This is a genomic window from Streptomyces sp. NPDC030809 (genome assembly GCF_055572195.1).
Genome location: NZ_JBVIDV010000018.1, coordinates 1 through 24,258, shown reverse-complemented (window position 1 = coordinate 24,258; position 24,258 = coordinate 1). Strand labels below are relative to the sequence as shown.

Annotated in this window: 23 protein-coding genes; 11 read left to right on the top strand and 12 right to left on the bottom strand. The window is 75.0% G+C overall.

Annotated features, from left to right (window positions below):
- Positions 1-64 precede the first annotated feature (64 nt).
- Entirely contained in the window at positions 65-1,036 is a 972-nt protein-coding gene (locus ACZ407_RS23185; protein WP_468131166.1) for a nucleoside hydrolase, read from the top strand.
- 144 nt (positions 1,037-1,180) lie between these two features.
- On the opposite strand, the gene ACZ407_RS23180 is transcribed toward ACZ407_RS23185, so the two are convergent.
- Positions 1,181-2,641, bottom strand: a complete 1,461-nt coding sequence (locus tag ACZ407_RS23180; RefSeq protein ID WP_468131164.1) for an FAD-dependent oxidoreductase — start codon at positions 2,639-2,641, stop codon at positions 1,181-1,183.
- Between the two features lie 196 nt (positions 2,642-2,837).
- On the opposite strand from ACZ407_RS23180, the gene ACZ407_RS23175 reads away from it, so the two are divergent.
- Positions 2,838-3,329: a DUF6328 family protein gene (locus tag ACZ407_RS23175; RefSeq protein ID WP_468131162.1), complete on the top strand. Its 492-nt coding sequence runs from the start codon at positions 2,838-2,840 to the stop codon at positions 3,327-3,329.
- 51 nt (positions 3,330-3,380) lie between these two features.
- Positions 3,381-3,692: a DUF3040 domain-containing protein gene (locus tag ACZ407_RS23170; RefSeq protein WP_468131160.1), complete on the top strand. Its 312-nt coding sequence runs from the start codon at positions 3,381-3,383 to the stop codon at positions 3,690-3,692.
- Between the two features lie 74 nt (positions 3,693-3,766).
- Here ACZ407_RS23170 and ACZ407_RS23165 read toward each other — a convergent pair whose 3' ends face one another.
- The 3 genes from ACZ407_RS23165 to ACZ407_RS23155 form a co-directional block, all read right to left on the bottom strand.
- The gene (locus tag ACZ407_RS23165) at positions 3,767-4,531 is read right to left on the bottom strand and encodes a VOC family protein (RefSeq protein WP_468131453.1); all 765 of its coding nucleotides are present in this window, start codon (positions 4,529-4,531) and stop codon (positions 3,767-3,769) included.
- A 101-nt stretch (positions 4,532-4,632) separates the two neighbouring features.
- Positions 4,633-4,821 carry a DUF6381 family protein gene (locus ACZ407_RS23160; protein ID WP_468131158.1) on the bottom strand — a complete coding sequence of 63 codons (189 nt, stop codon included), beginning with the start codon at positions 4,819-4,821 and terminating at the stop codon, positions 4,633-4,635.
- Between the two features lie 78 nt (positions 4,822-4,899).
- Positions 4,900-5,544 (bottom strand): TetR/AcrR family transcriptional regulator, encoded by a 645-nt coding sequence (locus ACZ407_RS23155; RefSeq protein WP_468131156.1) that lies wholly within the window; start codon positions 5,542-5,544, stop codon positions 4,900-4,902.
- A 115-nt stretch (positions 5,545-5,659) separates the two neighbouring features.
- Here ACZ407_RS23155 and ACZ407_RS23150 point away from each other — a divergent pair, with 115 nt between their 5' ends.
- Positions 5,660-6,355: a DUF5701 family protein gene (locus tag ACZ407_RS23150; RefSeq protein WP_468131154.1), complete on the top strand. Its 696-nt coding sequence runs from the start codon at positions 5,660-5,662 to the stop codon at positions 6,353-6,355.
- 45 nt (positions 6,356-6,400) lie between these two features.
- On the opposite strand, the gene ACZ407_RS23145 is transcribed toward ACZ407_RS23150, so the two are convergent.
- Positions 6,401-6,670, bottom strand: a complete 270-nt coding sequence (locus tag ACZ407_RS23145) for a hypothetical protein (protein WP_468131152.1) — start codon at positions 6,668-6,670, stop codon at positions 6,401-6,403.
- Between the two features lie 227 nt (positions 6,671-6,897).
- Here ACZ407_RS23145 and ACZ407_RS23140 point away from each other — a divergent pair, with 227 nt between their 5' ends.
- Entirely contained in the window at positions 6,898-8,124 is a 1,227-nt protein-coding gene (locus ACZ407_RS23140) for a cytochrome P450 family protein (RefSeq protein ID WP_468131150.1), read from the top strand.
- Positions 8,125-8,136: 12 nt separating this feature from the next.
- Here the strand turns inward: ACZ407_RS23140 and ACZ407_RS23135 are convergent, their stop codons facing one another.
- Positions 8,137-8,628 carry a hypothetical protein gene (locus tag ACZ407_RS23135; RefSeq protein ID WP_468131148.1) on the bottom strand — a complete coding sequence of 164 codons (492 nt, stop codon included), beginning with the start codon at positions 8,626-8,628 and terminating at the stop codon, positions 8,137-8,139.
- Between the two features lie 143 nt (positions 8,629-8,771).
- On the opposite strand from ACZ407_RS23135, the gene ACZ407_RS23130 reads away from it, so the two are divergent.
- Both ACZ407_RS23130 and ACZ407_RS23125 read left to right on the top strand, forming a co-directional pair.
- Entirely contained in the window at positions 8,772-9,995 is a 1,224-nt protein-coding gene (locus ACZ407_RS23130) for a low temperature requirement protein A (protein WP_468131146.1), read from the top strand.
- A 47-nt stretch (positions 9,996-10,042) separates the two neighbouring features.
- The gene (locus ACZ407_RS23125) at positions 10,043-10,768 is read left to right on the top strand and encodes a hypothetical protein (protein ID WP_468131144.1); all 726 of its coding nucleotides are present in this window, start codon (positions 10,043-10,045) and stop codon (positions 10,766-10,768) included.
- Between the two features lie 112 nt (positions 10,769-10,880).
- On the opposite strand, the gene ACZ407_RS23120 is transcribed toward ACZ407_RS23125, so the two are convergent.
- Entirely contained in the window at positions 10,881-12,974 is a 2,094-nt protein-coding gene (locus ACZ407_RS23120; RefSeq protein ID WP_468131142.1) for a choice-of-anchor R domain-containing protein, read from the bottom strand.
- 247 nt (positions 12,975-13,221) lie between these two features.
- Positions 13,222-14,928 (bottom strand): beta-N-acetylhexosaminidase, encoded by a 1,707-nt coding sequence (locus tag ACZ407_RS23115; RefSeq protein ID WP_468131140.1) that lies wholly within the window; start codon positions 14,926-14,928, stop codon positions 13,222-13,224.
- A 184-nt stretch (positions 14,929-15,112) separates the two neighbouring features.
- On the opposite strand from ACZ407_RS23115, the gene ACZ407_RS23110 reads away from it, so the two are divergent.
- On the top strand, positions 15,113-16,435 hold the full coding sequence (locus ACZ407_RS23110; protein WP_468131138.1) for an acyltransferase family protein: 1,323 nt from the start codon (positions 15,113-15,115) through the stop codon (positions 16,433-16,435).
- Positions 16,436-16,480: 45 nt separating this feature from the next.
- On the opposite strand, the gene ACZ407_RS23105 is transcribed toward ACZ407_RS23110, so the two are convergent.
- On the bottom strand, positions 16,481-17,383 hold the full coding sequence (locus tag ACZ407_RS23105) for a LysR family transcriptional regulator ArgP (protein ID WP_468131451.1): 903 nt from the start codon (positions 17,381-17,383) through the stop codon (positions 16,481-16,483).
- A 69-nt stretch (positions 17,384-17,452) separates the two neighbouring features.
- Here ACZ407_RS23105 and ACZ407_RS23100 point away from each other — a divergent pair, with 69 nt between their 5' ends.
- The gene (locus ACZ407_RS23100) at positions 17,453-18,076 is read left to right on the top strand and encodes a LysE/ArgO family amino acid transporter (RefSeq protein WP_468131136.1); all 624 of its coding nucleotides are present in this window, start codon (positions 17,453-17,455) and stop codon (positions 18,074-18,076) included.
- Positions 18,077-18,120: 44 nt separating this feature from the next.
- On the opposite strand, the gene ACZ407_RS23095 is transcribed toward ACZ407_RS23100, so the two are convergent.
- Together ACZ407_RS23095 and ACZ407_RS23090 are read right to left on the bottom strand one after the other, a co-directional pair.
- Entirely contained in the window at positions 18,121-18,867 is a 747-nt protein-coding gene (locus tag ACZ407_RS23095) for a DUF4328 domain-containing protein (RefSeq protein WP_468131134.1), read from the bottom strand.
- A 184-nt stretch (positions 18,868-19,051) separates the two neighbouring features.
- Positions 19,052-20,248, bottom strand: a complete 1,197-nt coding sequence (locus ACZ407_RS23090) for a cytochrome P450 (RefSeq protein ID WP_468131132.1) — start codon at positions 20,246-20,248, stop codon at positions 19,052-19,054.
- Between the two features lie 255 nt (positions 20,249-20,503).
- Here ACZ407_RS23090 and ACZ407_RS23085 point away from each other — a divergent pair, with 255 nt between their 5' ends.
- Together ACZ407_RS23085 and ACZ407_RS23080 are read left to right on the top strand one after the other, a co-directional pair.
- Positions 20,504-22,615 carry a glycoside hydrolase domain-containing protein gene (locus ACZ407_RS23085; protein ID WP_468131130.1) on the top strand — a complete coding sequence of 704 codons (2,112 nt, stop codon included), beginning with the start codon at positions 20,504-20,506 and terminating at the stop codon, positions 22,613-22,615.
- A gap of 480 nt (positions 22,616-23,095) precedes the next feature.
- On the top strand, positions 23,096-23,524 hold the full coding sequence (locus tag ACZ407_RS23080) for a hypothetical protein (protein ID WP_468131128.1): 429 nt from the start codon (positions 23,096-23,098) through the stop codon (positions 23,522-23,524).
- A 63-nt stretch (positions 23,525-23,587) separates the two neighbouring features.
- Here the strand turns inward: ACZ407_RS23080 and ACZ407_RS23075 are convergent, their stop codons facing one another.
- Positions 23,588-23,962, bottom strand: a complete 375-nt coding sequence (locus ACZ407_RS23075; RefSeq protein WP_468131126.1) for a DoxX family protein — start codon at positions 23,960-23,962, stop codon at positions 23,588-23,590.
- Between the last annotated feature and the right edge of the window lie 296 nt (positions 23,963-24,258).

Here is a 24,258-nt window from a genome sequence, read left to right as displayed (position 1 = left end):
CGGTTGTCCGGCGCGGCGTGCGGCTGTGCGCATGCACGTGCGTGTGTACGACGAAGGAGCGACCTTGGCCGTCCCCCTCATCATCGACTGCGACCCGGGGCACGACGACGCCCTCGCCATCATGCTGGCGGCGGGCGATCCGGGGGTGGAGCTCCTGGCCATCACCACCGTGGCGGGCAACCAGACCCTGGAGAAGACCACCCTCAATGCCCGGCGGGTGTGCACGGTCGCGGGGATCACCGGAGTGCCGGTCGCGGCTGGGTGCGACCGGCCGCTGCTGGCTCCCCTGGCGGTGGCGGCCGACGTACACGGCGCATCCGGGCTGGACGGGCCGCAGTTCCCCGAGCCGACGGTGCCGGTGGCGCCCGAGCACGCGGTGGACCTCATCCACCGGATCCTGGCCGAGCACCCCGAGCCGGTCACCCTCGTGCCCACCGCCCCGCTCACCAACATCGCCCTGCTGCTCACCCGGTACCCGGAGGACGCCGCGCGGATCCGCGAGATCGTGCTCATGGGCGGGTCGGCCGACCGCGGGAACCGCACCCCGGCCGCCGAGTTCAACATCGTCTCGGACCCGGAGGCCGCGGACATCGTGTTCCGCAGCGGGGTCCCGCTCACCATGTGCGGGCTGAACGTCACCCACCAGGCCCTCGCCACCCCCGAGGTGGTGGCCCGTTTCGAGGCGCTCGGCAGCCGGCTCGGGCGGATCTGCGCGGAGCTGATGACGTACTTCGCGGGCACCTACCGCGAGTTGTGGGGGTTCGAGAGCCCGCCGCTGCACGATCCGGTGGCGGTGGCGCGGGTGATCGACCCGAAGATCGTGCAGTGCGTGGACGCGAACGTGGTGGTGGAGCTGCGCGGGGAGTACACGCGCGGGGCGACCGTGGTGGACCTGCACGGCTATCTGGACCGGCCGGTCAACGCGAAGGTCGGAGTCACCCTGGACCGGGAGCTGTTCTGGTCGCGGGTACTCGACGCGGTGGCCGCGCTGGAGCCGGCGCGCCCGCCCTCCCGGTGGGGGCACCCGTCGCCGTGAGGGCCGCTCTCGCCGTCAGGGCGGCCGTCCGCTGTCCGCTCGCCGACCGCCCCCGCGGGTGCCGCACACGGGACGACCGCATCCTCGGCCCCTCGTGCACGTCCCGCCGTGACCCGCTCGCTTCCATGAATGCTCGTGCAGTTGCTACGGCGCACCGGGGGGCTGTTCGAGCGGCTCCGTGGCAGGTCCCTCCAAGACCCGCCCCTCCCGGTCGAAGCGCGACCCGTGGCAGGGGCACTCCCAGGTCTGCTCCGCTCCGTTGAACCCCAGTTCGCAGCCCATGTGCGTGCAGCGGGGCCCGGCCCGGCCGGCGACGTAGTGGCGGGCCACCGCCGCCTGCGAGCGCAGCACCTCCGGGACCCCGCGCAGCGGGAGCGGGCGCCGCGGGTCGAACAGCCGGGCCCAGGGCGGGTGCGGGGTGCCGCACAGGTCCGCCGCGAGCAGTCGGCCCGCCATCACCCCGCCGCTCATCCCCCAGCCGCCGAAACCCGTGGCCACGTACACGTGGAGGCTGTCCGGGTGCTCGCGGCCCACCGACGGCAGCAGATCGACCGACTGCACGTCCTGCGCCGCCCACCGGTACACGGTCTCCGCCCCGGCGAAACCCGGCAGGCGGCGGCAGGCCCACGAGTGGAGCCGCTCCCAGCGCTCCGCGACGTCGGCCGCGCCCGGTTCGAACCGCTCCCCCGTGACGATGAGCAGCCGCCGGCTCTTGCCGTACGGGGCGCTGCGCAGTGAGCGGGTGCCCTCCTCCGGTGTGAGGTACATCCCCGCCGGGGCGTGCTCCGCCGCCACCGGCGCGGCGACGACCAGCTCCCGGCACACGGACAGCCGGGCCATCAGCGACAGCGGTGCGGCGAAGGGGTAGTGCGTGGCGATGACCACGTCGGCGGCGTGCACGGTGGCGCCCCCCTCGACGGTCAGCCGGCAGTCGGCCCGCTCCTTGAGCCCGGTGACCCGGGTGTGCTCGTACACGGCTCCGCCACGGGCGGTCAGGTCGGCGGCCAGGGCCAGCAGGTAGCGCCGCGGGTGGAAGACCAGCTGCCCTTCCACCCGGACCGCGCCGGCCACCGGGAAGGGCAGGTCCGTCTCCTCGGTGTACGAGGCGTCGAGTCCGGCCTCCTTCGCTGCGGCGGCCTCGGCCCGCACCTCCGGCACCCGCTCGGGGTCGGTGACGTAGGTGTAGGCGGGTGTCCGTTCCAGCTCGGCGTCGGTGTCCAGCTCCCGGCAGCGCGCCGCGACGTGCCGCAGCGCGTCCTCCTGGGACTGCGCGTACAGGGCCGCGGCCTCGGCGCCGAGGGTGTTGCGCAGCCGGGCGTAGCGCAGGCCGTGGAGCGAGCTCAGCTTGCCTGTGGTGTGGCCGGTCGTCCCGTGGGCGAGGCGGCCGGCCTCCAGGAGGACCACCCGGCGGCCCGAGCAGGCGGCCTCGTGGGCGGTGCACAGGCCCGCGATGCCGCCGCCGATGACGACCAGGTCGGCGGTCAGGTCCTCGCGCAGGGCGGGGTGCGGTGGCCGGCCGGGGGCGGTGAGGGTCCAGTACGACTGCTGCTCCCGGTCGGGGGGATCGGGCCGGCCCTGGGCCGGCGGGGTGCCGACGGCGTCCATGCCCGGCGGGTGCCCCGTTGCGGCCGGTTCAGACCGGGGTGTGTCATGCGGGGTAGGAGGGAGGGAGGAAGGGTTTCGACCGGAGTCGAGCCGAGGAGCGGCCATGTCGAACGGATCGCACGGGCAGGAGCACGTCCGGAGCGGCGCACCCGGGGGGCCCGACGGACCCGCGGGGCCCGGCGAGGGGGGCCGAGGCGTGCCGGGCAGGCCCGCGCGGTCGGGGCGCGAGGAGAGCACCGAGGAGCGCGCCGACCGGCAGTGGCAGGAGCTGATGCAGGAGATCCGGGTAGCGCAGACCGGGGTGCAGATCCTGCTGGGCTTCCTCCTGACGGTGGTGTTCACCCCGCGGTACCAGTCGCTCGGCAGCACCGAGAAGACGGTCTACCTCGTCACCGTCGTGCTCGGCTCCCTGGCCACGGGGGCCCTCATCGGACCGGTCTCCTTCCACCGCATCGTGTCGGGGAGGCGGATCAAGCCGCAGGCCGTGGTCTGGGCCTCCCGCCTGACCTTCGTCGGACTGGTCCTCCTCGTGGCCACGCTGACCAGCGCGCTCTTCCTGATCCTGCGGGTGGCGGCCCCCGATTCCGTCGCTCCGCCGCTGGTCGGAGGGGTGCTGGCCTGGTACCTGCTGTGCTGGTTCGCGCTGCCCCTGTGGGCGCGAATCCGGCACACCACCAAGCAGGAGTGAGCGCGCGGGGCGGGGGGTAGCCGCGCGGTGGAACGGCGGAGGAGGCTCCCCATGGACGGATCCGGTCTTTCCGACCGCGAGCGGCAGGAGCTGCGCGCCATCGAGACGGAGCTGGCGCAGGACCACACCCTCGTGCAGCTGATGCGGCGGGCGGGTACCCGGCGCAGCGTGTGGGCGGTGTGCGTGCTCGGGCCGCTGAGCGCGGTCCTGTTCGTGGTGGCGTGCATCACCGTGTCCCAGCCGCTGATCTGGGCCTTCGCCGGGACCTGGCTGCTGACGGTGAGCGCCGCACTGCCGCTGGTCGGGCACTGGTGGCGCAGGCGGTGGCAGCGCCGGGCGCGGGCGGATGCCCGTACGACGTGACCCGTACGACGTGGCCGGCGGGGGCCGGGAAGCCCGGGGCGGGGCCTTTCGGGGCTCCGCCCCGGACCCGCGCCTCAGTCTCCGGCGTCCTCGGCGTCGCCCGCTTCCCCGGACGGGGCCGGGCAGACCGCCGTGAACAGGGCGCCGTCGGGGTCCTTGAGTTCCACGGAGCGGCCGCCGGGGATGTCGCGGACCGGGGAGGCGGCGCGGCCGCCGAGGCGGGTGGCCGTTTCCACTGCCGCCTCCAGGTCGGGCACCTCGAAGTGGACGTGCCAGCGCGGCCGGACCTGGGGGTCGGGAGCCTCTTCGACGGCGCCGCCGCTGAGCCGGGCCACGATGTCGGTCCCGCGGCGGACCACCACGTGGTCCTGTTCGTAGGCCACGTCGCAGCAGCCGGCCCGCTCGCAGGCCCAGTCGAGCACCTCGCCGTAGAAGACGGCGGCGGCGAAGGCGTCGCGGGTGCGCAGTTCCAGCCAGGCGGGGGCGGTGCCGCGGCCGACGGTCCAGTCGGGGATCACCTCCCCCTGCCAGAAGCCGAAGACGGCTCCGTCGGGGTCGGCGGCCAGCGCGGCCCGGCCGGTGCCGAAGGAGAGCGGCCCGACGGCCATGGTGGCCCCGCGCTCGCGGATGCGTGCGGCGGTGTCGTCGGCGTCGTCCACGGCGAAGTACGGGGTCCAGGCCACGGGGATGCCCAGCTGTTCGGCCAGCGCGCCGATGCCGGCCACGGGGGTGCCGTCGCGGAAGGCCACGGAGAAGCCCTCGCCCAGACGGGTCCGGCGGAAGACCCAGCCGAGCACCGCGCCGTAGAACTGCTGCGAGGCGCCGAGGTCGCGGGCCATCAGGCTGACCCAGCACGGCGACCCGAACATTTCGTGGCTTGACGTCGACACAGACCCGACCTCCTTGCCGGCGGCCGGCGGCCGCGTTCCGAGGGCGCCGGTCAGAGCGCGTCCGGGCCCTTTTCGGTGAGCCGGCGCTCCTGCTCGCTCTGCCGGAGCAGCCGGTCCGCCTTCTCCTGGAGGCGGCGGCGCTCCTGCGGTTCGGTGGCGCGCTCGGCCGCGGCCTTCAGTTCCCGGGCCTTGGCCTGCAGCTGGTCGGGCCGGCTTCCGGGTTCACCTGCTGCAGCCATCGTCAAAGGCTCCTCGGGCGTCGGGGGCGGTCCTGTCGATTCAAGCCAACCATGATCACCGGCGGCCCGCATGCCGGGTCACTTCACGGCGTAGCCGGCCAGTGATCCGGCGAGGAGGCCGAACACGCGGCGTGCGGAGTCCGCGACGGTCCGCTCGATCTCCGCGTCCGAGACCCCGTCGAGGGTGAGCCGGAGGATCTGCTCGAAGAGGATGCGGTGGGCGGAGCCGAGCTGCCCGGCCGCGGCGCGCGGGGTGATGTCCGAGGGGTCCGCGGCCGTTTCCTCGGCCAGGGTCCGGGCGAGTGCGGCCTCCCGCAGGTCGTGCAGGTCGCGCAGGCGGGCCAGCAGGGTGGGGCTGTTCGCGATCATCGTGGCGAAGACCGGTCCGGAGAAGCCGATGACGGGGTCGTGCCGGCGCACGCCTTCGGCGAAGGCCCGCTCCAGGGCGGCCAGGGCCGACTCGCCCGGGGCGCGGGCCGCGACGGTGGCGGCGAGGCCCGCGGTGAACTCCTCGTGCCGGTCGAAGGCCATGTCCTCCTTGCGGGCGAAGTAGTTGGTGACGGTCTTCTTGGCCACCCGCGCCGCCGCCGCGATCTCGGCGATGGTGGTCTCCTCGAAGCCCTGGGCGATGAACAGCCTGGTCGCGTGGTCGGAGATGAGCCTTCTGGTCTCCTGCTTCTTGGACTCGCGCAGTCCCACCGGTTCCCCCGGCCCGTCAGCCATGGACGGATCTTACCCCGGACGTAAATTTCACCTTGACCACTTCAGCAGGACCGGCGTATTTTTACGTCGGTGGTAATTTTCTCAGGGCCACCCGCCATTCGAGCGAAAGGCACAGATGCCCTCCTCCGCACCGCTGCACGGAGCCCCCGGCCCCACCCCGTCTCCCGCCCCCTTCGATGCGGGCACCGAGTTCGACCGCCAGGTCCGGACCCTCGTCGAGCTGGGCCATCCGGGCCTCGCCGGGCTGACGGACGCCGCCTTCCGCGCCCTCCTCGAACCCCTGCGGGCGCCGGTCGCCGAGCGGGCGGCCGCGATGCGGCCGCCCACCGAGGGGCGGGTGCCCTTCCTGCTGGTGGCGACCCGGGCCCTGGTCCCGCTGGAGGGGTCGGTCCCGCTGACCACCCTCGCCGGCAAGCGGCACCCGGGGGTCATCGAGCGCTTCTACGCCCCCGGCGAGCTCGAACGGTTCGTCACGGTCGAGGAGTTCGGCGTACCGGACAGCCCGGTGTACGCGGTCTTCGACGTGGACCGCGGGGAGGAGTTCTGCAACACCGTCCCGCTGGACGCGCTCGCCGCGGTGGCCGGCCGGAACCGTACACCGCTCACCATCGAAGAGGGCGTGGCCCTGATCACCCTGTTCCCCAGGGCCCTGGCCAGGAACAAGTGCTTCTCCCTGGCCGGCAGCCGGTTCGGCGACCGGCGCGTGCCCGCCCTGTGGATCAGCAGGAACGCGCCGAAGCTCGGCTGGTGCTGGGAGGGCAACCCCCACACCTGGCTGGGCATGGCCTCGGCCGGCGGCCGGGCCTGCTGAGCGAAGCGGCCCCGACCGCCCGCAGGCACGGGGCCGCCCGCCGGCTCACCGCGCATCCCCCTGCCAGTCGAACCGCCCCGGATCGTGCGGCCGCGGCTCGTACAGGGCCCGGCCGCCCGGCCCGAACCGCCCGATCTCCGTCATCAGCAACGCCCCCTCCGCACGGTCCCGGGCGCTCCAGCCCGTGACGTCCAGCAGCAGCCCGTCCAACGGCCCCCCGACCAACTCGGCGTATTCACGCCCCGGACGCGGTCCCGGGTCGGGGTCCTCGTGGTCGGCCCCGTACACCCGCCCGCGCATGATCTGCTCGTCCATGGCGCCACCATGCCAGCGCCCACTGACAGTCGGCCCCGCGCACGGGATCCGGCAGCCGTCCGGGGGCCCGGGGGGCGGGGCGGAGGCACTGCACTCCCCGCCGTGCGCCCGGGCGCGGGGCGGGCGCCCCTTCCGGTCGGCCGCCCGCCCTGGCACGATGCCTGCGCCCAGGCCGGACCGGCGGCTTCCGGCACCGGGCTCCTTCCCCCCACCCCCGAGGAGCGCGCATGTCCGACGAGCAGCCCCTGATCCTCGACCCGCAGGGCGCCGACCGGCACCGCGAACACGCCGAGCTGAGGCGGCGCGGGCCGGTCACCCGGGTGGACGTCCTCGGGGTGACGGCCTGGTCGGTGAGCGAACCGGTGCTGCTCAAAAGGCTCCTGACGGACCCCCGGCTCTCCAAGGACGCGCACCGGCACTGGCCGCTGTTCCCGGACGGGATCGTGGGCAAGTGGCCGCTCGCGCACTGGGTGGGCGTCTCCAACATGTTCACGGCCCACGGCGCCGACCACCAGCGGCTGCGCCGCCTGGTCGCACCCGCCTTCGCCGTCCGCCGCATGAACGCCCTGGCCCCGCGCATCGAGGAGATCACCGACGCGCTCCTGGCCGGACTGGCGGCCGTACCGCCGGGCCGAGCGGCCGACCTGCGCGAGCGGTTCGCCTTCCCGCTGCCCATCCGGGTCATCGGCCTCCTGATGGGGCTGCCCGAGGGGCTGCGGCACTCGTTCTCCGCCCACGTCAACGCCGTCTTCGACACCACGCTCGACGCCGACCGGGCCGCCGCCAACATGGCGGAGCTGTACGAGGTGCTGGGCGGCCTGCTCAAGGCCAAACGGGCCGAGCCCGCGGACGACCTCACCTCGGCCCTGATCGCCACCCGCGACACCGAGGGCGACGGCGGGGCGCTGACCGAGCAGGAGCTCCTGGACACCCTGCTCCTCGTGATCAGCGCCGGCTACGAGACCACCGTCAACCTCCTGGACCAGGCCGTCACCCTGCTGCTGACGCACCCCGCGCAACTGGAGCTGCTGCGCACCGGCCGGGCCGGCTGGCCCGACGCGATCGAGGAGGCCCTGCGCTTCCAGGCCCCCATCGCGCACGTCCCCATGTACTACGCCGTCGAGGACATCCCGGTGGACGCGTCCTTCCGCATCCGGGCCGGCGAGGCGGTGCTGCCCTCGTACGGGGCGGCGGGCCGCGATCCGGGGGTGCACGGGGAGAGCGCCGACGTCTTCGACATCACCCGCGAGCGCAAGGACCACCTGTCGTTCGGGCACGGCGCCCACTACTGCATCGGCGCGCACCTGGCCCGCATGGAGGCGGGCATCGCCCTGCCGCGGTTGTTCGGGCGGTTCCCGGCCCTCGCGCTCGCCGAGCCCGTGGAGTCCCTGCTCCCGCTGCCCTCCCTGATCGCCAACGGCCACCGGCGCCTGCCGGTGCTCCTGCACGGCTGAGCCGGCGCCGCGTCACCTCCCGCGCCCGGCCTGCGAGGGCGGGCCGGGCCGGGGCGGCGGAGGGTACGGCAGGTGGGCCGCCGACGGGTCGTCCCCGGCGGTCACCGGCAGGACGCTGCGGGCGAACCGGAAGGCGAACTCGACGGCGGAGTCGAGTTCGAGCGTGGTCACGGGCTCGTCCCGGTACGGCGGGCACTGCGGGGAGATCCGGTAGCCGACGCCGACCACATCGGTGTCCGGGACGCAGTCGGGTACGCCGTCGAACCCTTCGGTCCCGGAGCCCCACGTCCCGGTGATCTGCCAGGTGTGGTGCAGGACCAGCCGGCCCGGGGCCGGGCAGCGCCAACGGAACCGGGTCACGGCCAGTTCCCCGGTGATGCTCTCGAAGCGGCTCCAGCCCGCGCCGTCGGGCAGCAGGGCGAGTTCGCTGGTCTCCATCGCGCCCACGTCGAAGGGGGCGCTGCACCAGAGGCCGGTCAACTGCTCGTCCAGGAATGCCGTCACGGGCCCCATTGTGCCCGGCAGCGGTCCGCGGCCGGCGGCCGGCTGCGCACGGACCCGGCCCAGCGCAGGCGGCGGGGCGTCCTCCGTGGTGTCATACAGGGAGGCAGGCCACGGAAGGCAGCGGCACGGACCCGGGCGGACCCATGGGCACTCCTCAGGCGGGGGCCGGCGCCGGCCCGGGACACGGTGCGCACCCCGGCGCCGGCACCGGCGCCGCGGTGACGGCCGCACGGCACGAGGACCGGCACGCCGACTGGCTGGAACTCTTCTTCGACCTGGTGTTCGTGGCCCTGGCCGCACAGCTCTCGCACCAGCTGCACGGTGATCCGGGCCCGGCCGACTTCGCCGTGTTCTTCGCGCTGTACTTCCCGCCCTGGTGGATGTGGGTCAACATCACCGTCTCGGCGAACGTGTTCGCGGACGACAGCCCGCGCCGCCGGCTGCTGATGCTCTCGGCCATGCTCTGCCTGGCCGTCATGGCCGCCGCCGTGCCCGGTGCGGGCGGGGACCGCGCGTCCGCCTACGCCCTGGGCTACGCCGGGACCCGGCTGGTCCTCCTGGGCCTCTGGTGGCCCGGCACCCGGTACCCGGAGCCCCGGCGGCTCCCCCGCTGGCGGCCGCTGACGTACTGCCTGGCCTCCGGAGTGCTGTGGGCCGTGTCCGCCGCGGTGCCCTCCCCGGGCCGGTACGTCCTGTGGGCCGTGCTGATCCTCGCGGAGATGGTGCTGCTGCTCACCGCCCGGGGCCGCGGCATGCCCAGGGACCTGCACACCGGGCATTTCGTCGAGCGGGTCGGCCTGTTCGTCATCATCGTCCTGGGCGAGTCGGTCATCGCCCTGGTGTCCTCCGCCGACCACCACTGGACCGTCCTGGCCGGGATCACCGGCGCGATCGGCTTCGTGCTGCTCGCCGCGCTGTGGTGGTCGTACTTCGACTTCGGCTCGGCCTCGGCGGAGGTGGTGCTCGGCGCGGCGGACAGCCGTACCGCCTACTTCCTGGCCCGCGACATCGGGGGCTTCCTGCACTTCTTCGTGACCGCCGCCGTCCTGTGCATGGCCGCGGGGCTGGCCACCGCCGTCGAGGAGGCGGACCACGCCCGTCTGCCGGACGGCGCCGTGTGGGCGCTGGCGGGCGGGCTCGCGCTCTACCACGCCGCGCACGCGGCCATCGCCCTGCGCTACCGCCGACCGGTGCGCTCGGTGGCCGTGTGGGCCGTGCCGGGGATCGCCGTACCGCTGCTGGTCGTGTGGGGAGCCGGGCACCTGGCTCCGTGGCTGGTGGTGCTGGTCCTGGCGGCCGAGGCCACCGCGCACCTCGGCTACGCCCGGCTGGCGCTGCGCCGCCGGCGGGCCGCGGGCCGGGCATGACCGGATAATCGTTCGGCCCTCCTCACGGAGGGCGGCAGACTGGCCGGATGACCATGTACGGATCGACACACCGCGAGCCCGGTCCGGGCCGCTACGGCCGCCTCCTCGTGCAGACCGACGGCCTCTCCCCCGCCCGCTGGCTCACCGGGCGGCGCCCCGGACACGGGGACTTCGGCACCGTGGCGGGGGTCTGCGCCCCCGGCTTCCCCGCGTACGCGCGCATCCTGCACCCCGCGCACCTCGACGGGCAGCCGGTGCGCTGGGAGACCGTCGGCGCGGCGTACGGGCGCACCCCGGACGGGAGCACCCGCTGGCACGAACTGCTCGGCGTGTCGCGGGAGGAGTCCGACGGCGGGCTCGCGCCCGACGGCGTCTGGGACGAGTGGCCGGGCGAGGGGCCCACCCCGCCGGACGTGGCCCGCGCCCTGCTCCCCGTACTGGCCCGGCACACCGGCACGCCCGACCGGTGCTGGTACGCGCTGTGGGAGGGCTACGGGCGCTGGGACTGGGCGGAAGTGCCCCGCTTCGAGACCCCGCACCGCGACAAGGTGCTGATGGCCGGGACCCTGGCCGACGCCCTCTCGCCGACCGCGCTCGACCCCTTCGCCGAGCTGCCGGACCTGTGGTGGCCCGAGGACCGCGCCTGGTGCCTGGGCGGGGACACCGACCTCAAGAGCACGTACGTCGGCGGCTCGGAGGCCCTCGTCGCGGAACTCCTCGCGGATCCCGCGCTGGAGGCGCACCGGGTGGCGGACACCGATCCGCTGGACTGACCCGGCGGACCACCGGACTTCCGGACCACCGGATCACCGGACTTCCGGACCACCGGATCACCGGACTTCCGGACCACCGGACGGCCGCCCGGAGCCGCCCGCCTGCCCCGTTTCAATCCGGCGCCGAGACCTGCATGAGGTCCGGCGCCGGGCTCGTGTCCGCGCCCGGGGTCGCGGCCGGGTCCGGAACGCCCGGGACGGCCGGGTCCGGCACCGCGGGGGCGGTGGGCGCGGGGCGCAGCGGCGGGGTCTGGAGCGGGGTGCCGTGCCGGGCCAGGAGGGCGAGCAGGACCAGCGAGTCGGTCCAGCCCAGGGGGGCGACCTGGGAGGGGTGGCCCTTCTCGGTGACCGTCTCGGGGAGTTCGCCGAGGTGGTTCTGCGTGCTCAGGACGTAGTCCAGGACCCGGTTGCCCTTGTCCCGCTGGCCCAGGTGGAGCCATGCGAGGGCGAAGAAGGAGGTGCTGGCCGTCCAGGCGGACTTGCTCCAGGCGTGGTCGGGGTCGTCCCCGGGGCGCAGTCCGCCGTTCGGGAGCAGCAGGGCCTGCCAGGTCTCGTCGAGGGCCGCGGCGAGGTCCGGCGGGGCCGCGTTGAACGGCGGGGCCATGAAGGCCGCCGCGCTGTCGCGGCCGTGGGCCCCGTCGATGGTGCGCTGGTAGCCGAGCGGGGCGAAGTGGGCGGCGATGCCGGCCGACAGCCGTCGGGCGGCGACGGACCAGCGGTCGGCTTCCGCGTCCCGGCCGAGGGTGGTGGCGAGGTCGGCGGCCGCGTTGAGCCCGGAGAGCAGGGGGGCGGCGGTGCCGATGGTGACGGTGGTGGCCATCAGCTCCCAGTAGTCGGGGGAGGCGGGCGGCAGCCCGTTCGCGTCGAGGGAGCCGGCGGCGTGGTCGGCGGCCTTCCGGACCATGGGGAAGAGGGCGGCGAGCCGGGCCTTGCGGGTGTCCGGCGGGGCGGCCTGGTACCACTGCCAAGTGGCCCACGGCAGCCAGCCGTTGGCATCCAGCTGCCAGCGCCGGGCGTCGGGCGGGCCGGCGCCGTCGAGCGTGGTCCGGGCCTCCCACGTGCCGTCGGCGCGCTGGGTGTCGGCGTTGTGGCGGAGGATGCGGTAGGCCTCCTCGTCGTGGCCGGTGTGCGCGAAGGCGACGGCGGCGAAGCTGGAATCGCGCGGCCAGGAGTACTCCCAGGGCGGGGACCAGGCGGCCGCGAAGGCGCCGTTGGGCCGGAGCAGGGCGCGCATGGCGAGCAGGGCCCGGGCGGCGGTGCGGCGGGCGTCCGCGGTCCCGGGCACGGTGCCGGAGGCCAGCCAGGCGCGGGAGGCGTCGATCTGCTGCCAGGCGGAGGGGTCCCCGGCGGGGACGACCACGGAGCGGGTGGCGCCTTCGGGCAGGTAGCGCCACCGGCCGGAGGGCAGCCTCAGCACGTGGCTGTTCTCCATGTAGACGGCCCCCACGGCGAATTGCGGGAGGACCGCCTCGGTCGCCGCCAGGTTGGACAGGACCCCCGAGGTGCGCGCTTTGAGCGCGGTGGCGGGGACGTAGCACTCCTCGGTCTCGCCGCACCGGGCGGTGCCGGTGGGGTTGATGTGGAAGGCGAGCCTCGACTCGTAGGGCTGCCAGCCGCCCCAGTACGCCTTGTCGTAGTTCCAGGCGGTGAGCGAGCCGGGGTCGCCGTTCAGGGTGCCGTGCCAGCGGACCTGGCCGGGGGCCGGGGTGCGGGCCTGGGCGTGGAGGTAGTACGTGGTACCGGGCTTGATGGCGGCGTCGAGCGGGAGCTCGACCCAGCCGGCGCCTGCGCCGCCGAGTGCGGCGAGGTCGGCGGTGGCGGTGGCGAGGGCGCTGGAGGGCCGGTCGCGCCGGGTGCGGACCTGCACCGTGAGCGTGCCGGTGGCGGCGGTGCCGGAGAGGTACAGGCCGACCCGGGTGATCCTGCGGTCGGGGGCCGTGAACTCCTGGGCCGCCGCGTTGTTCTCGGCGGTGATGCCGAAGAGCGCGGTCTCGTGTTTCGCCTGGCGGTCGTAGGCGGGTGCGGCGGCGCGCCCGGGTCCCGGGCCGGCGGCCGCGGTCCGGCCCGCGCCGGGCTGCGGCGCCGGGCGGAGCCACGGACCGCCGAGCAACGACACGGCCAGCAGGGCCGACAGGGTCGCGTACGCCGCGTAGGCGGAGCCGTGGTACGCGGATACAGAGCGTGAGGTCACCGAATCCGGCCGCATGCCTGCACTATGCGCCGACTCCCGCGCGCTGCGCGGCGTGTCGCGGCGCCGCGGAACGGGCCGGGCCCGCCTGCGCGCCGGGCGCACGCCCTTCCTTTACGAGTGCTCCGGTTGGGCCGAACGGGTTCCGGCGGGCGGCCCCGAGGCCTCCCGCACCCCTGGTGGGCGGGTGCGGGAGGTCGCTGTGGGTCACGGGCGGACCGGGACCGCCGGTCGGAGCCGGCGGACCGGGGGCGGTCGGTGCCGGTCAGGAGCCGGCGGGCCAGCGGATCTGCGGGGAGCGGTAGTAGTTGATGCCGAGCGCTTTCCAGCGGGGTCCCTGGCTGCCGAGCCGCTCGTCGAACGCGCGTACGTCGTGGGTGCTCCACGGGGACCAGCCCAGCTCGGCGAGGGCGGGCAGCCGCGGGAAGGCCATGTAGTCGATGTGGGCCGAGGTGACGAGGGTCTCGGACCACAGCGGGGCCTCGACCCCGGCGATGGCGGACTCGCCGACTCCGGTCAGCCTGGTGGCGGGGTCCCAGTCGTAGGCCTTGTTGACCTCGGTGTAGCCGGCCCAGGAGAGGCCGAGGGGGGTGTTGCGGTCGTACTTCATGTCCAGGTAGGCGAGGTTGGCCGGGGACATGATCACCTTGGTGCCGGCGGCGGCCGCGGCCGCCGTGCGGTCGTGGGTGCGGGCCGTGCCCCAGTACTGGGCCACGGTCGAGGGCAGCAGGGTGGCGTTCGTGACGTCGTGCCAGCCGACGACGGTCTTGCCGTGCCGGGCGACGATCTGCTGGGCCCGGTCGAGGAAGGTGCGGTAGTCGGCCGGGGTGGTGGAGGAGGCCTCGTCCCCGCCGATGTGGATCCACGGGCCGGGCGTGAGCGCCGCCAGCTCCCCGATCACGTCGTCGACGAAGGCGTACGTGGTCTCCAGGGGCACGCACAGCGAGCTGAAGCCGACGTGGGTGCCGGTGTACAGCGGGGGCGCGACCCCGTCGCAGTTGAGCCGGGCGTACGAGGACAGGGCGGCGTTGGTGTGCCCGGGCATGTCGATTTCGGGCACGAGGGTGATGTACCGGGCGGCGGCGTACGAGACGAGGGCCGTGTAGTCGGCCTTGGTGTAGTAGCCGCCGGGCCCGCCGCCGACCTGCGTACTGCCCCCGTGCGCGGCCAGGTTGGGCCAGCTGTCCACCGCGATCCGCCAACCCTGGTCGTCGGACAGGTGCAGGTGCAGGACGTTGATCTTGTACAGGGCGAGCTGGTCGATGTACCGCTTCACCTGGGCGACGGTGAAGAAGTGCCGGGCCACGTCGAGCATCGCGCCGCGGTAGCCGAAGCGGGGGCGGTCGGTGACGGTCCCGCCCGGCACGTTCCAGGGCCCGGGCTGCACGGTGCGGCTCATCACCTTGGCGGGCAGCAGCTGCAGGAGGGTCTGCACGCCGTGGAAGAGCCCGGCCGGGTGGGTGGCGCGGATGACCACGCCGGTGGCGGAGGAGGTGAGCTGGTAGCCCTCCGGGCCGACGGTGGCGGGCGCCCCGGAAAGCAGCAGGGCGATGGTGCCGGAGGTGCCGCCGCCGGTGTCCACGGGCACGGGGTGGCCGGTGGAGGCGCGCAGGATCCCGGCGAGGTGGTCGGCCACGGGACGGGAGGCGGCGCCGTCGGCGGTGACCGCGAGGGAAGAGGTGAGGGCGAAGGCGGGGCCGGTGGCCACGGCGCTCGCGGGGGCGGGGACGACGGTGTTGGGCAGGGCTCCGGAGACCGCCGGGAGGGGGCCCCGGGCGGGCGCGGCCGGGGGCTCGGCCGCCGCGGACGGCAGCGGTGCACCGCGGGCCTGGGCTCCGGCCTGCGCGGCTCCGGTCCGGGCGGCTGCCTCGTGGGCCGGGCCGGCCTGTGCGGGCCGGGCCTGGAGGGTGCTGCCGGCGAGCAGCAGGCCGAGCGCGGCCGTGGCGGCGGCCAGGGCGTGTTTCAGGGGCATGGGGTGCTCTTCCTCCTTGGCGCGGGGGGTGGTTCGGGGGTTGCCGTGGACGAGGAGGTGCCGGGGCCAGTGTGCCGGTCCCGGGGGTGCGGCGACAGACCCCCTCGGGGGGACCGGCGTACTCAGGCCGGGCTGAGTACGCGCACCCTGACGGCAGCCGGGTCGGCAGCCGGAAGGTGGGGGCATGGGAAAGGGACTCACCGCCACCGAACTGGCCGCCGCGACACCGGACTCCCGGGACCGGTACGTCGATCTGCTGCGGGTCGCCTCGCTCGGGACCGTCGTGCTCGGGCACTGGCTCATGGCCGCCGTCACCGACGGCGGGATCGGGAACCTGCTGGCCTTCGTGCCCCGATTGCAGCTGCTGACCTGGGTGTTGCAGGTGATGCCGGTGTTCTTCTTCGTCGGCGGTTTCTCGCACGCCCTCTCGTACCGCTCGCTGGCCCGCAGGCGGCCGGGCTCGCCCGTGTACGCGCTGTTCCTGCGGGCCCGGCTGCGCAGGCTGCTGCGTCCCACCCTGGTGTTCGTCCTCGTGTGGGGGGCGGGCGCGCTGCTCGTGCAGCTCGCGGGCGGCGGGCGGCACGGGCTGCCGGCGGCGGCGCTGCGGCTGGTGACGCAGCCGCTGTGGTTCATCGGGATCTACCTCGCCATGGTGGCCTTCACTCCGCCGCTGCTGCGGCTGCACGACCGGTACGGCTGGGGGGCGTTCGGGGCGCTCGCTGCGGCCGCCGCCGCGGTGGACCTGCTGCGGTTCGGCGCCGGCGTGCCGTACCTGGAGTTCCTGAACTTCGCGTTCGTCTGGCTCGCGGTGCACCAGCTGGGCTTCCTGCGCGCGGACGGGCGGATCCGGCGGCCCGCGGTCCTGGCCGGGGCCGGGCTCGCCGCGGGCGTGCTGCTGGTCCGGTTCGGGCCGTATCCGCTGTCGATGGTGGGCATGCCGGGAGAGAAGGTCTCCAACATGGCCCCGCCCACGCTCGCCCTGCTCGCGCACGCGCTGTGGCTGGTGGGGGCGGTGGAACTGCTGCGCGGGCCGGCCGCCCGGCTGCTGGCGCGCCCGGCCGTGTGGCGCCGGGTGGTCGCAGCGAACGGGCTGGCGATGACCGCCTTCCTGTGGCACCTGACGGCCATGCTCGGCGTGTACGCGGTGCAGTCGGCCCTCGGCATCGGGCTGCCCGCGCCCGCCTCGGCCGGGTGGTGGGCGCAGGTTCCGCTGCGGATCGCGGCGGCGGCCGCGCTGACCGGGCTGCTGGTGGCCGCGTTCCGCCGGTTCGAGAGCCCGGGCGGGCGGATACCGGCGGCCGCGGGCGGCTCCGGTGCGCTGGCGGCCGTGGGCGTCGCCGTGTGCCTCTTCGGGGTGCTCGGCCTGTCGATGACCGGGCTCGGCGGGCTGCTGGAGGGCCACGCCGCGACCCTGGTGGCGGTCCCGGTCACGGCGCCGGTCTCGGTGGCGATGGTCCTGGCCGGCTGGGCGGCCGTGGAACAGCGGGTCCGGCGCCGGGCGGCCTGAGCGGTGAGCGCCGGGAGCGCCCGTCCGCCCCGGACCGGGCCCGGCCTATGCCGCGTACAGCTCCTCGGCCGCGACCTGGGCGATCACCTCGGCGACCGCGGACAGGGCGGGCGAATCGAGTTTCCACTGCTGCCAGTACAGCGGTACGTCCACGGGCGGGGCCCCGCCCAGCGGGACGAGGGCGCCCGAGCGGAGCAGCGGCAGGGCCTGGGGTTCGGGGACCAGGCCCCAGCCGAGGCCGGCCGCCACCGCCTCGCTGAATCCCTGGGAGGCGGGGATGGAGTGCCGCAGCGGGCTCGCCCCGGTCGCCTCGCCGGTGAGGGTGCGCACGAAGGCGTCCTGGAGGTCGTCACGGCGGTCGAAGACGATCACGGGGGCCTCGGGCAGGCACTCCTCCAGCGGGCCGGACAGGTACCGGGCGGCGAAGGCGGGGGCGGCCACCGGGAGGTAGCGGGCGAGCCCGAGGCGCCGCACCGTGCAGCCGGCGACCGGGTCGGGCGAGGAGGTGACCGCGGCCATGACCTGGCCCTCGCGGAGCAGGGCGGTGGTGTGGGACTCGTCCTCGCGGTGCAGCTCGAAGCAGACCGGCGGGTCCTGGGGGACCCGGCTGAGGGCGGGCAGGAACCAGGTGGCGAGCGAGTCCGCGTTCACGGCGATCGGCAGCCGGGCCGGGCCGCCGCGGCCGTCGGCGAGGCCGAGGGCGGCGCGCGCGTCCCGTTCCAGCCGGGCCAGCTGGCGGGCGTAGCGGACCACGACCTGGCCGGATTCGGTGGGCCGTACGGGTTTGGTGCGCATGAGGAGCACCCGGCCGGTCCGCTGTTCCAGGGCCTTGACCCGCTGGCTGACGGCGGAGGGGGTCACGTGGAGTGCGGCGGCGGCCGCGTCGAAGGTGCCTTCGTCGACCACGGCCAGCAGGGTGCGGACCTGGTCCAGGGGGAGTTCGTCCATCACGAGCGCTAAGGATACGTAAGAATCTTTAGCTGTACTGATGAATCGGCGGTCCCTACGGTCGGAGGCATGACTCAAGGCATCACCGCGGCGGCCCTCGCCGGATTCGGAACCGGACTCTCCCTGATCGTGGCCATCGGCGCCCAGAACGCGTTCGTCCTGCGGCAGGGGGTCCGCCGGCACGCCGTCCTGGCGGTCGTGGCGATCTGCGCCGTCTCCGACGCCCTGCTCATCACCCTCGGCGTGGCGGGGGTGGGGGCCGCGGTCACCGCCTGGCCGGCCGCACTGACGGCCGTCGGCCTGGCGGGCGGGGCCTTCCTGGTCTGCTACGGGGTGCTCGCCGCCCGCCGGGCGCTGGGGCCGGCCCCGGCGGGCGGGCTCAGTGCCGGGGGCCCGGCGGCCGGCTCGGCTCGGGCCGCGGTGCTGACCTGCCTGGCGATGACCTGGCTCAACCCGCACGTCTACCTGGACACGGTGCTCCTGCTCGGCTCCCTGGCCTCGGACCGCGGGGACCTGCGCTGGGCCTTCGGCACGGGCGCGGCGGTGGCCAGCCTGACCTGGTTCGCCACCCTGGGCTACGGGGCCCGGCTGCTCGGCGGCCTGCTGTCGAGGCCGTCCGCCTGGCGGGTCCTGGACGGCCTGGTGGCCGCAACCATGCTGGCGATGGGCGGCATGCTCCTCGCGGGCACCTGACAGCGGGGCGGGCGAAGTCCACGGCCGTCCTCCGGAGGAGCCCGTCAGGGCAGGGCCCGAGCGGGCTCCGCCGCGGCGGCCCGGCGGGCGGCTGCGGCGCGGGTCTGCAGCGTGGTGAGCCTGCGGACGAACAGGGCGGCGGCCACGGCCGCGGCCAGGTCCACCAGGTCGGAGCCGGCGGCCGCCAGAACGGCCGCGCGGTAGCCGTCCAGCTGCCCCGCACCCGCCTCCATCCGCCGTACGGCCTGGTCGATGAGGCAGCTCGCCACCCACAGCACCCACCACACGGTGACCGGCGCGGTGGAGTGCACCGAGCGGCGGCCACCCGCGCCCGCCCGCTCTGCCGCGGGTGCGCAGGCACTCCAGACCTCGCGGGCGATGCCGTACGGCAGCCAGAGGTTGCCGATGGGGATGAACCAGCTGCCGAGGGCCCAGCCGCGACCCCGCTCCCATCCGTCCCACCGAAACGTTTCGGCGTTGAGCCGGACCCGCCGGAACCACATCAGGAAGGTCACCGCGGCGAAGAAGAACGCGGCCGCGTAGAAGTTCGACGCGGAGACCCGGAGGCGGTCGGCCGTCTCCAGCGCACCCTCGGCGGCGGAGCCCGGCTCCGGCAGCGGGTCCGTCAGGACGTACGAGGCCAGGTCGGCCCCGAGCGACAGGAGGTCCAACAGGGCCACGGCCCCCAGGAAGGCGGTCGCCGCGTACGACAGACCGGCCGGCGAGCGCAGTTCGGGCCGCGGCAGCAACGGCTTGGCGGGCAGGCCGACATCGGACGGCTTCAGGAACACGGCGGGGTACCCCCAGGACTCACGGTGTGCGCCGCCCGCAGGTCGGCAGGCGTGCGAGCGACCTTACGTGAGGCTTATACGGCCTGCTCAGGGGGTACGGAGGCTGTCCGGAAGGTTCGGTTCCTCCCGGCGGGCGGGCTCGCGCCCGCCCGCCGGGATCGTCAGAGGGCCGGGAGCGGGCGGCTCACCAGGTGACGGGGAGCCTGGTCAGGCCCTGGATCGTGTCACCCGGTTTGAACGGGACCTCGGCGGGGGGCACGGCGAGCCGGAGGCCCGGGAGGCGGGTGAAGAGGGTGCCGAGGGCGATCTCCATCTCGGCGCGGGCGAGGTTCTGCCCCAGGCACTGGTGGATGCCGAAGCCGAAGGCGACGTGGTGGCGCGGCGAGCGGTGCCAGTCCAGCACGTCGGGGTCCGCGTAGACGTCGGCGTCCCGGTTGATGACGGAGGTGGGGAAGACCAGCCCGTCCCCGGCGCGCACCGTCACCCCTGCGACCTCGATGTCCTCGACCGCCACACGCAGCATGCCGTCCGCGATCGAGAGGAAGCGCATCAGCTCTTCGACGGCGGTGGGCAGCAGCGCGGGCCGCGCCCGCAGCTGGGCGAGCTGTTCGGGGTGGGTGAGCAGGGTGAACGCCCCCAGGGAGATCATGTTGGCGGTGGTCTCGTGGCCGGCGACGAGCAGGATCGCGGCCAGGCTGACGAGTTCCGCCCGGTCGGTCTCCCCCGTCGCGAGCCGGTCGGCGATCAGTTCGTCGAGGAGCCCGTCGCCCGGCTCGGCCCGCTTCCGGTCGATCAGCTCGCCGAGATAGGCCTCCAGCCGGTCGAGCGCGTCCTCCACGTCCTCGGGCGCGGGCCCGCGCAGCAGCCGCCGGGACTGGGCCTCGAAGAACTCGTGGTCCTCGTACGGGACTCCGAGCAGGGCGCAGATCACCATGGACGGGACGGGCAGGGCGAAGGCCTCGACCAGCTCGGCACCCGGACCGGCGAGGGTGATCGCGTCGAGGAGGCGGTCCACGGTCTCCTGGATCCTCGGGCGCAAGGCGGCGGTGCGCTTGAGGCTGAAGCTGGGGATGAGCATCCGGCGCTGGGCGTTGTGCTCGGGGTCGTCCACCCCGAGCAGGGCGGGCCGGCGGCGCCGGATGTCCCTGACCCGGGCCACGGGCACGGGAAATCCCTCGTGGTCCCGGTTCGAGGAGAGCCGCTGGTCGGCGAGGAGTTCGCGGGCGACGCCGTGGCCGGTCACCGCCCAGACCGAGCGGCCGTCGAAGAGGCTCATGCGCGACAGCGGCCGCTCCTCGCGCAGCGGCTGGTAGGCCGTCGGGGGGTGGTAGGGGCAGGTGCGGTCCTGGGGGAAGGAGACGGGATCGGACATCTGTGTCATGAAATGCCTCGCTCACGTGGGGCCGTGGTGCCTGTTCCATTACATGCCTGAGGCACCTATGACCCGTACATGCATTTCGGCCAAACCACCCCACACAGCGCATCCCGCTCCCCCGAACGGATGGAACGCCACAAAAAGGGCGCGGCACGACGACCAAGGCAACCAGGTCATATGAACACTTGATGCCATCGTCGCAGGAGCGGTCCGGCAAACGGCCGCAGCCGATCCGACGATGGGGGAACGATGCAGTTCCGCATGCAATCCGAGAACTCCGGGCCCTCGGGGACCCGGCACCGCAACCGCCGCAACCGCAGCCGCCGGACCAGGCTCTCCGTCCTCATCGGAGCCGGGGTGCTCGCCGTGCCGGCCGCCCTGCCCGGCGCCGCGCCCGCGACGGCCGACGAGACCCCCGCGGGGCGCGAGGTCCCGTACCGCGACGTCCAGGTGACCGTCCCTCAGGACTGGCAGGTCGTCAGCTTCGACACGAGCCCGCACGCCTGTCTGCGCCTCGACAAACCGGCCCTGTACCTCGGCCACGCCGGGGACCAGGCGGACTGCGCCGCCTCCGCCGTGGCCCGCGACCGCGGCGACACCCTCCATCTGGAGCCGGCCGACGGCGCACCGGAGCGCGCGGACATCCCGACGGTGACCGTGCGCCCCGGGCAGCGGCTGCCGGACCGGCTGCCCGAGGCCCCCAGCCGGGAGCTGCGGTTCCTGCTCGAACGGCAGGGCCTGGTCGCCACCGTCGCCTACGGCGCCTCCCCCGAGCAGGTCGTCGCGATCGTCGCCGACGTGCTCGCGCAGGCGGAGGACGGCACGGCCGGAGAGTGGCGCACCAGGCGCCCCACCCGGCCCTCGGCCAAGGCCCCGGTCGTGCCCCGCGCCTTCCGCGGCCGGGCCTTCGACGCCTGCACCGCCCCCACCCCCGCCCAGATGCGCGCCTGGCGGACGAGCTCCCCGTACGGCGGCATCGGCGTCTACATCGGCGGACCGGCCCGGGCCTGCGCCCAGAACGAGCTCACCCCGGACTGGGTGAGCAGCCAGCACGCGGCCGGGTGGCACCTCATGCCGATCTGGGTCGGCCCACAGCCGTGGAGCGGCTCGAACGCCCTGTCCACCAGCGCCTCGACGGCCGCGTCCCAGGGCCGCACGGCCGCCGACGGGGCCGTCACCGCGGCCGGGGCCCTCGGCCTGGGCGAGGGCACGGTCCTCTACAACGACCTGGAGAACTACAGCGACCGCGCCAAGTGGGACCGCCCGGTGCTCGCGTACCTGGACGCGTGGACCCGCCGCGTCCGGGAACACGGCTACCGGTCGGGGGCGTACGTGGCCAAGTCCTCGGGGGTGCAGGCCCTCAGCGCCCAGTACGACAAAGGCACGTACGCCATGCCGGACGTGCTGTGGACGGCGTACTGGAACGGCTCGGCCGACACCGGGGACGCCTCCATGGGCCTGCCCGCCGGCAGCGGCCGGTGGCCCGGGGCCCGAAGAGCCCACCAGTACAAGGGGAACGTCCCCGAAACGTACGGCGGGGTGCGGATCGCGATCGACCGCAACCAGCTGGACGTCGGCGGGCCCGTCGACGTCCCGGACCCGGACCTCTCCGTGAACGACCCCCGGCTGCTGGCCGCCGCCGACTTCACCGGCGACGGGCGCGCGGACCTCGCCGCCGTCCACCGGGACGGCTCCCTGCACTCGTACGTGGCCGACCGGAGCGGCAGGCTGACGTACGCGCGCCGGCTCTGGCCGGACCGGACCTGGCGCAGCGTCCGGCTCGTGACGGGCGGCGACTTCACCGGGACCGGGGAGGCGCAGTTGGCGGCGGTGTGGGCCGACGGCTCCCTGCACCTGTACGCGGCCGGAGAGGACGGCGCACTGCGGCACGTGCGGCGGATGTGGCAGGACACCACCTGGCGCAACATCCGCCGGCTCGCCGCCTGGCAGGGCGCCGACGGCGGCCGGGACGGGCTCGTGGCGGTGTGGAACAACGGCACCCTGCACCGGTACGCGACGAAGGCGGACGGCGCCCTGACCGCCGGCTCGCAGCAGCTGGGCCACGACAACACCTGGCGCAGCATCCGGCACCTCGCCACCGGGCAGTTCACGGAATCGGGCGCCACGGACCTGCTCGCGGTCTGGTGGGACGGCTCGCTGCGGCTCTACCGGGGCAACGCGGCGGGCACGGTGGGCGCCTCCCGGACGATGTGGCCGGACCGGACCTGGGGCGGCATGCGCGCCGTGCTGTCCGGCGAGTTCACCGGCAGCGGCGGCTCGGACGTGATGGGCTACTGGAACAACCGGAGCCTGCACCTGTACGAGGGACCCGGCAACGGCACCCTCAAGCCGGGCGTGGTCGCGGCCGACTGAGGCACGGGCGCGCCCGGGCGGCGGCCCGGCCTCCGCAGGCCGTTCCAGGCGCGCGGCCGCGGGCCCGGTCCCGGTCCTGCTCCGGTGGACGTGCGACGTGCACGGGGCGCGGTGAGCCCGACGGGCGCCCCGGCGCGCACGGTGCAGCCGGCGGGCCGCCCTCCCCGCGCGATGCGCACGCCCGGTGCCGGGGCCCGTCCTCCGTGTTCAGGCTGTGTGCCGGGCGCCGGAACACCCGTGTGGCGGGGGGTGGTGCGGAAGCGGGGACCGGCGCGCCGCACCGGCCGCGCCCCGGAAAACCGGCGGATCGACAGCGGGTCTGCCAGAATCGCGCGCGGCTGCGGAAATGCGCCCCGCGGCACTCGGCCGACCCGGGCCGGCGGCGAGAAGCACCGCGCGCCGCACGCGCGCACGGCCCGGCACCAAACCTTCCGACCTTCCCGACCCTTCCCACCTGTCCGTCACTTCTGAAGGAACACCATGACCGCAGCAACCGCCCCCGGCGCCCGGCGCCGCCGTCTGCGCGGCGCCGCCGTGGCCGTCCTGGCCCTGGCGCTCACCACGACCGCGTGCTCCTCCCTCGGCCGGACGGCCGTGGGCCCCGTGATGTACGAGTCGGCCGCCAAGCCGGCCGCGCACGCCGAAGAGGGAGCACGCACCGAGGAAGGGCAGCAGGCCGAGGCGGCCGAGGGTGCCGAGCACCTGGCCATCGCGGTCACCAGCCCCCGGGTGCGCGGCTGCCACCGGCTGGCCGGCGGGGCGAGCGTGGTGCAGAACGGCACGCTGGTCGACATGCGGCTGTACGAAGACGCCGACTGCAAGGGCGGCTACACCTACCTGGGCACCACGCTGAGCAACCGGCGCGCGCCGGAGGCCAAGCCCTGGCGCAGCTACTCCTTCGTGCACTGAGCCGGTGGGGCGGACGGGGCGGACGGGCTCCGGCCCGTCGCGGCCCCGTCCGGCCCGCGGGTCTCAGCGGGCGGTGCGGGCGGCCGCGCGCGCCCAGAGGACGAGGGGCACCTGGAGCGGCAGCCGGGCCATCGCCAGCGCGGGGGCCGGAGCGGGGCGGTCGCGCCAGTCGTAGGCCATCTTGAGGTTGGCGGGGAACACCCCGACGAAGAACAGCGCGGCCGCCTTGGCGCTGAGCCGGCGGGTGGCCGGTATCGCCAGGCCCGCCGCGAGGGCGAGTTCCACGACCCCGCTGGCCTGGGTCCAGGCCCGGGCGGAACCCGGCAGCGCCTCCGGCACGAGCGCGTCGAACTGCCGGGGCACGGCGAAGTGCGCGACCCCGGCGGTCGCGAGCAGGCCCGCCAGGGCGAGTGCGGGGTTGGGGCGGGGGACGGCCATGGGGCTCCTCGGGGCGGGGCGGACGCGTGATGCACTACCGGCGGGTAGCATGCCGCACTTCTCCCCACCCCGCCAATGCCCATCGAGCGGGCGGTGCCCACGAGGCGGGCCAATACCCAGCCCCTCCGGCGCTTGAGGAGCGGGGTTCGGGGCGGAGCCCCGACACGACAGCCCGCAGCCGCCCACCGGGCGGGGCAACCTCCAGCCCCGCCGGCGTTTGAGGCGCGGGGTTTGGGGCGGAGCCCCAAGGCAACCCGGCTGGCGCCGGGCAGGGGGGGGGGGGGGGGGGGGGGGGG

Bases quoted from the DNA above. Each gene is read 5' to 3' on its own strand.
- ACZ407_RS23180 (WP_468131164.1), bottom strand. From the start codon at position 2,641: ATGGACGCCGTCGGCACCCCGCCGGCCCAGGGCCGGCCCGATCCCCCC.
- ACZ407_RS23170 (WP_468131160.1), top strand. From the start codon at position 3,381: ATGGACGGATCCGGTCTTTCCGACCGCGAGCGGCAGGAGCTGCGCGCC.
- ACZ407_RS23165 (WP_468131453.1), bottom strand. From the start codon at position 4,531: ATGGCCCGCGACCTCGGCGCCTCGCAGCAGTTCTACGGCGCGGTGCTC.
- ACZ407_RS23160 (WP_468131158.1), bottom strand. From the start codon at position 4,821: ATGGCTGCAGCAGGTGAACCCGGAAGCCGGCCCGACCAGCTGCAGGCC.
- ACZ407_RS23155 (WP_468131156.1), bottom strand. From the start codon at position 5,544: ATGGCTGACGGGCCGGGGGAACCGGTGGGACTGCGCGAGTCCAAGAAG.
- ACZ407_RS23150 (WP_468131154.1), top strand. From the start codon at position 5,660: ATGCCCTCCTCCGCACCGCTGCACGGAGCCCCCGGCCCCACCCCGTCT.
- ACZ407_RS23145 (WP_468131152.1), bottom strand. From the start codon at position 6,670: ATGGACGAGCAGATCATGCGCGGGCGGGTGTACGGGGCCGACCACGAG.
- ACZ407_RS23140 (WP_468131150.1), top strand. From the start codon at position 6,898: ATGTCCGACGAGCAGCCCCTGATCCTCGACCCGCAGGGCGCCGACCGG.
- ACZ407_RS23130 (WP_468131146.1), top strand. From the start codon at position 8,772: ATGGGCACTCCTCAGGCGGGGGCCGGCGCCGGCCCGGGACACGGTGCG.
- ACZ407_RS23125 (WP_468131144.1), top strand. From the start codon at position 10,043: ATGACCATGTACGGATCGACACACCGCGAGCCCGGTCCGGGCCGCTAC.
- ACZ407_RS23120 (WP_468131142.1), bottom strand. From the start codon at position 12,974: ATGCGGCCGGATTCGGTGACCTCACGCTCTGTATCCGCGTACCACGGC.
- ACZ407_RS23115 (WP_468131140.1), bottom strand. From the start codon at position 14,928: ATGCCCCTGAAACACGCCCTGGCCGCCGCCACGGCCGCGCTCGGCCTG.
- ACZ407_RS23110 (WP_468131138.1), top strand. From the start codon at position 15,113: ATGGGAAAGGGACTCACCGCCACCGAACTGGCCGCCGCGACACCGGAC.
- ACZ407_RS23105 (WP_468131451.1), bottom strand. From the start codon at position 17,383: ATGGACGAACTCCCCCTGGACCAGGTCCGCACCCTGCTGGCCGTGGTC.
- ACZ407_RS23100 (WP_468131136.1), top strand. From the start codon at position 17,453: ATGACTCAAGGCATCACCGCGGCGGCCCTCGCCGGATTCGGAACCGGA.
- ACZ407_RS23090 (WP_468131132.1), bottom strand. From the start codon at position 20,248: ATGACACAGATGTCCGATCCCGTCTCCTTCCCCCAGGACCGCACCTGC.
- ACZ407_RS23085 (WP_468131130.1), top strand. From the start codon at position 20,504: ATGCAATCCGAGAACTCCGGGCCCTCGGGGACCCGGCACCGCAACCGC.
- ACZ407_RS23080 (WP_468131128.1), top strand. From the start codon at position 23,096: ATGACCGCAGCAACCGCCCCCGGCGCCCGGCGCCGCCGTCTGCGCGGC.
- ACZ407_RS23075 (WP_468131126.1), bottom strand. From the start codon at position 23,962: ATGGCCGTCCCCCGCCCCAACCCCGCACTCGCCCTGGCGGGCCTGCTC.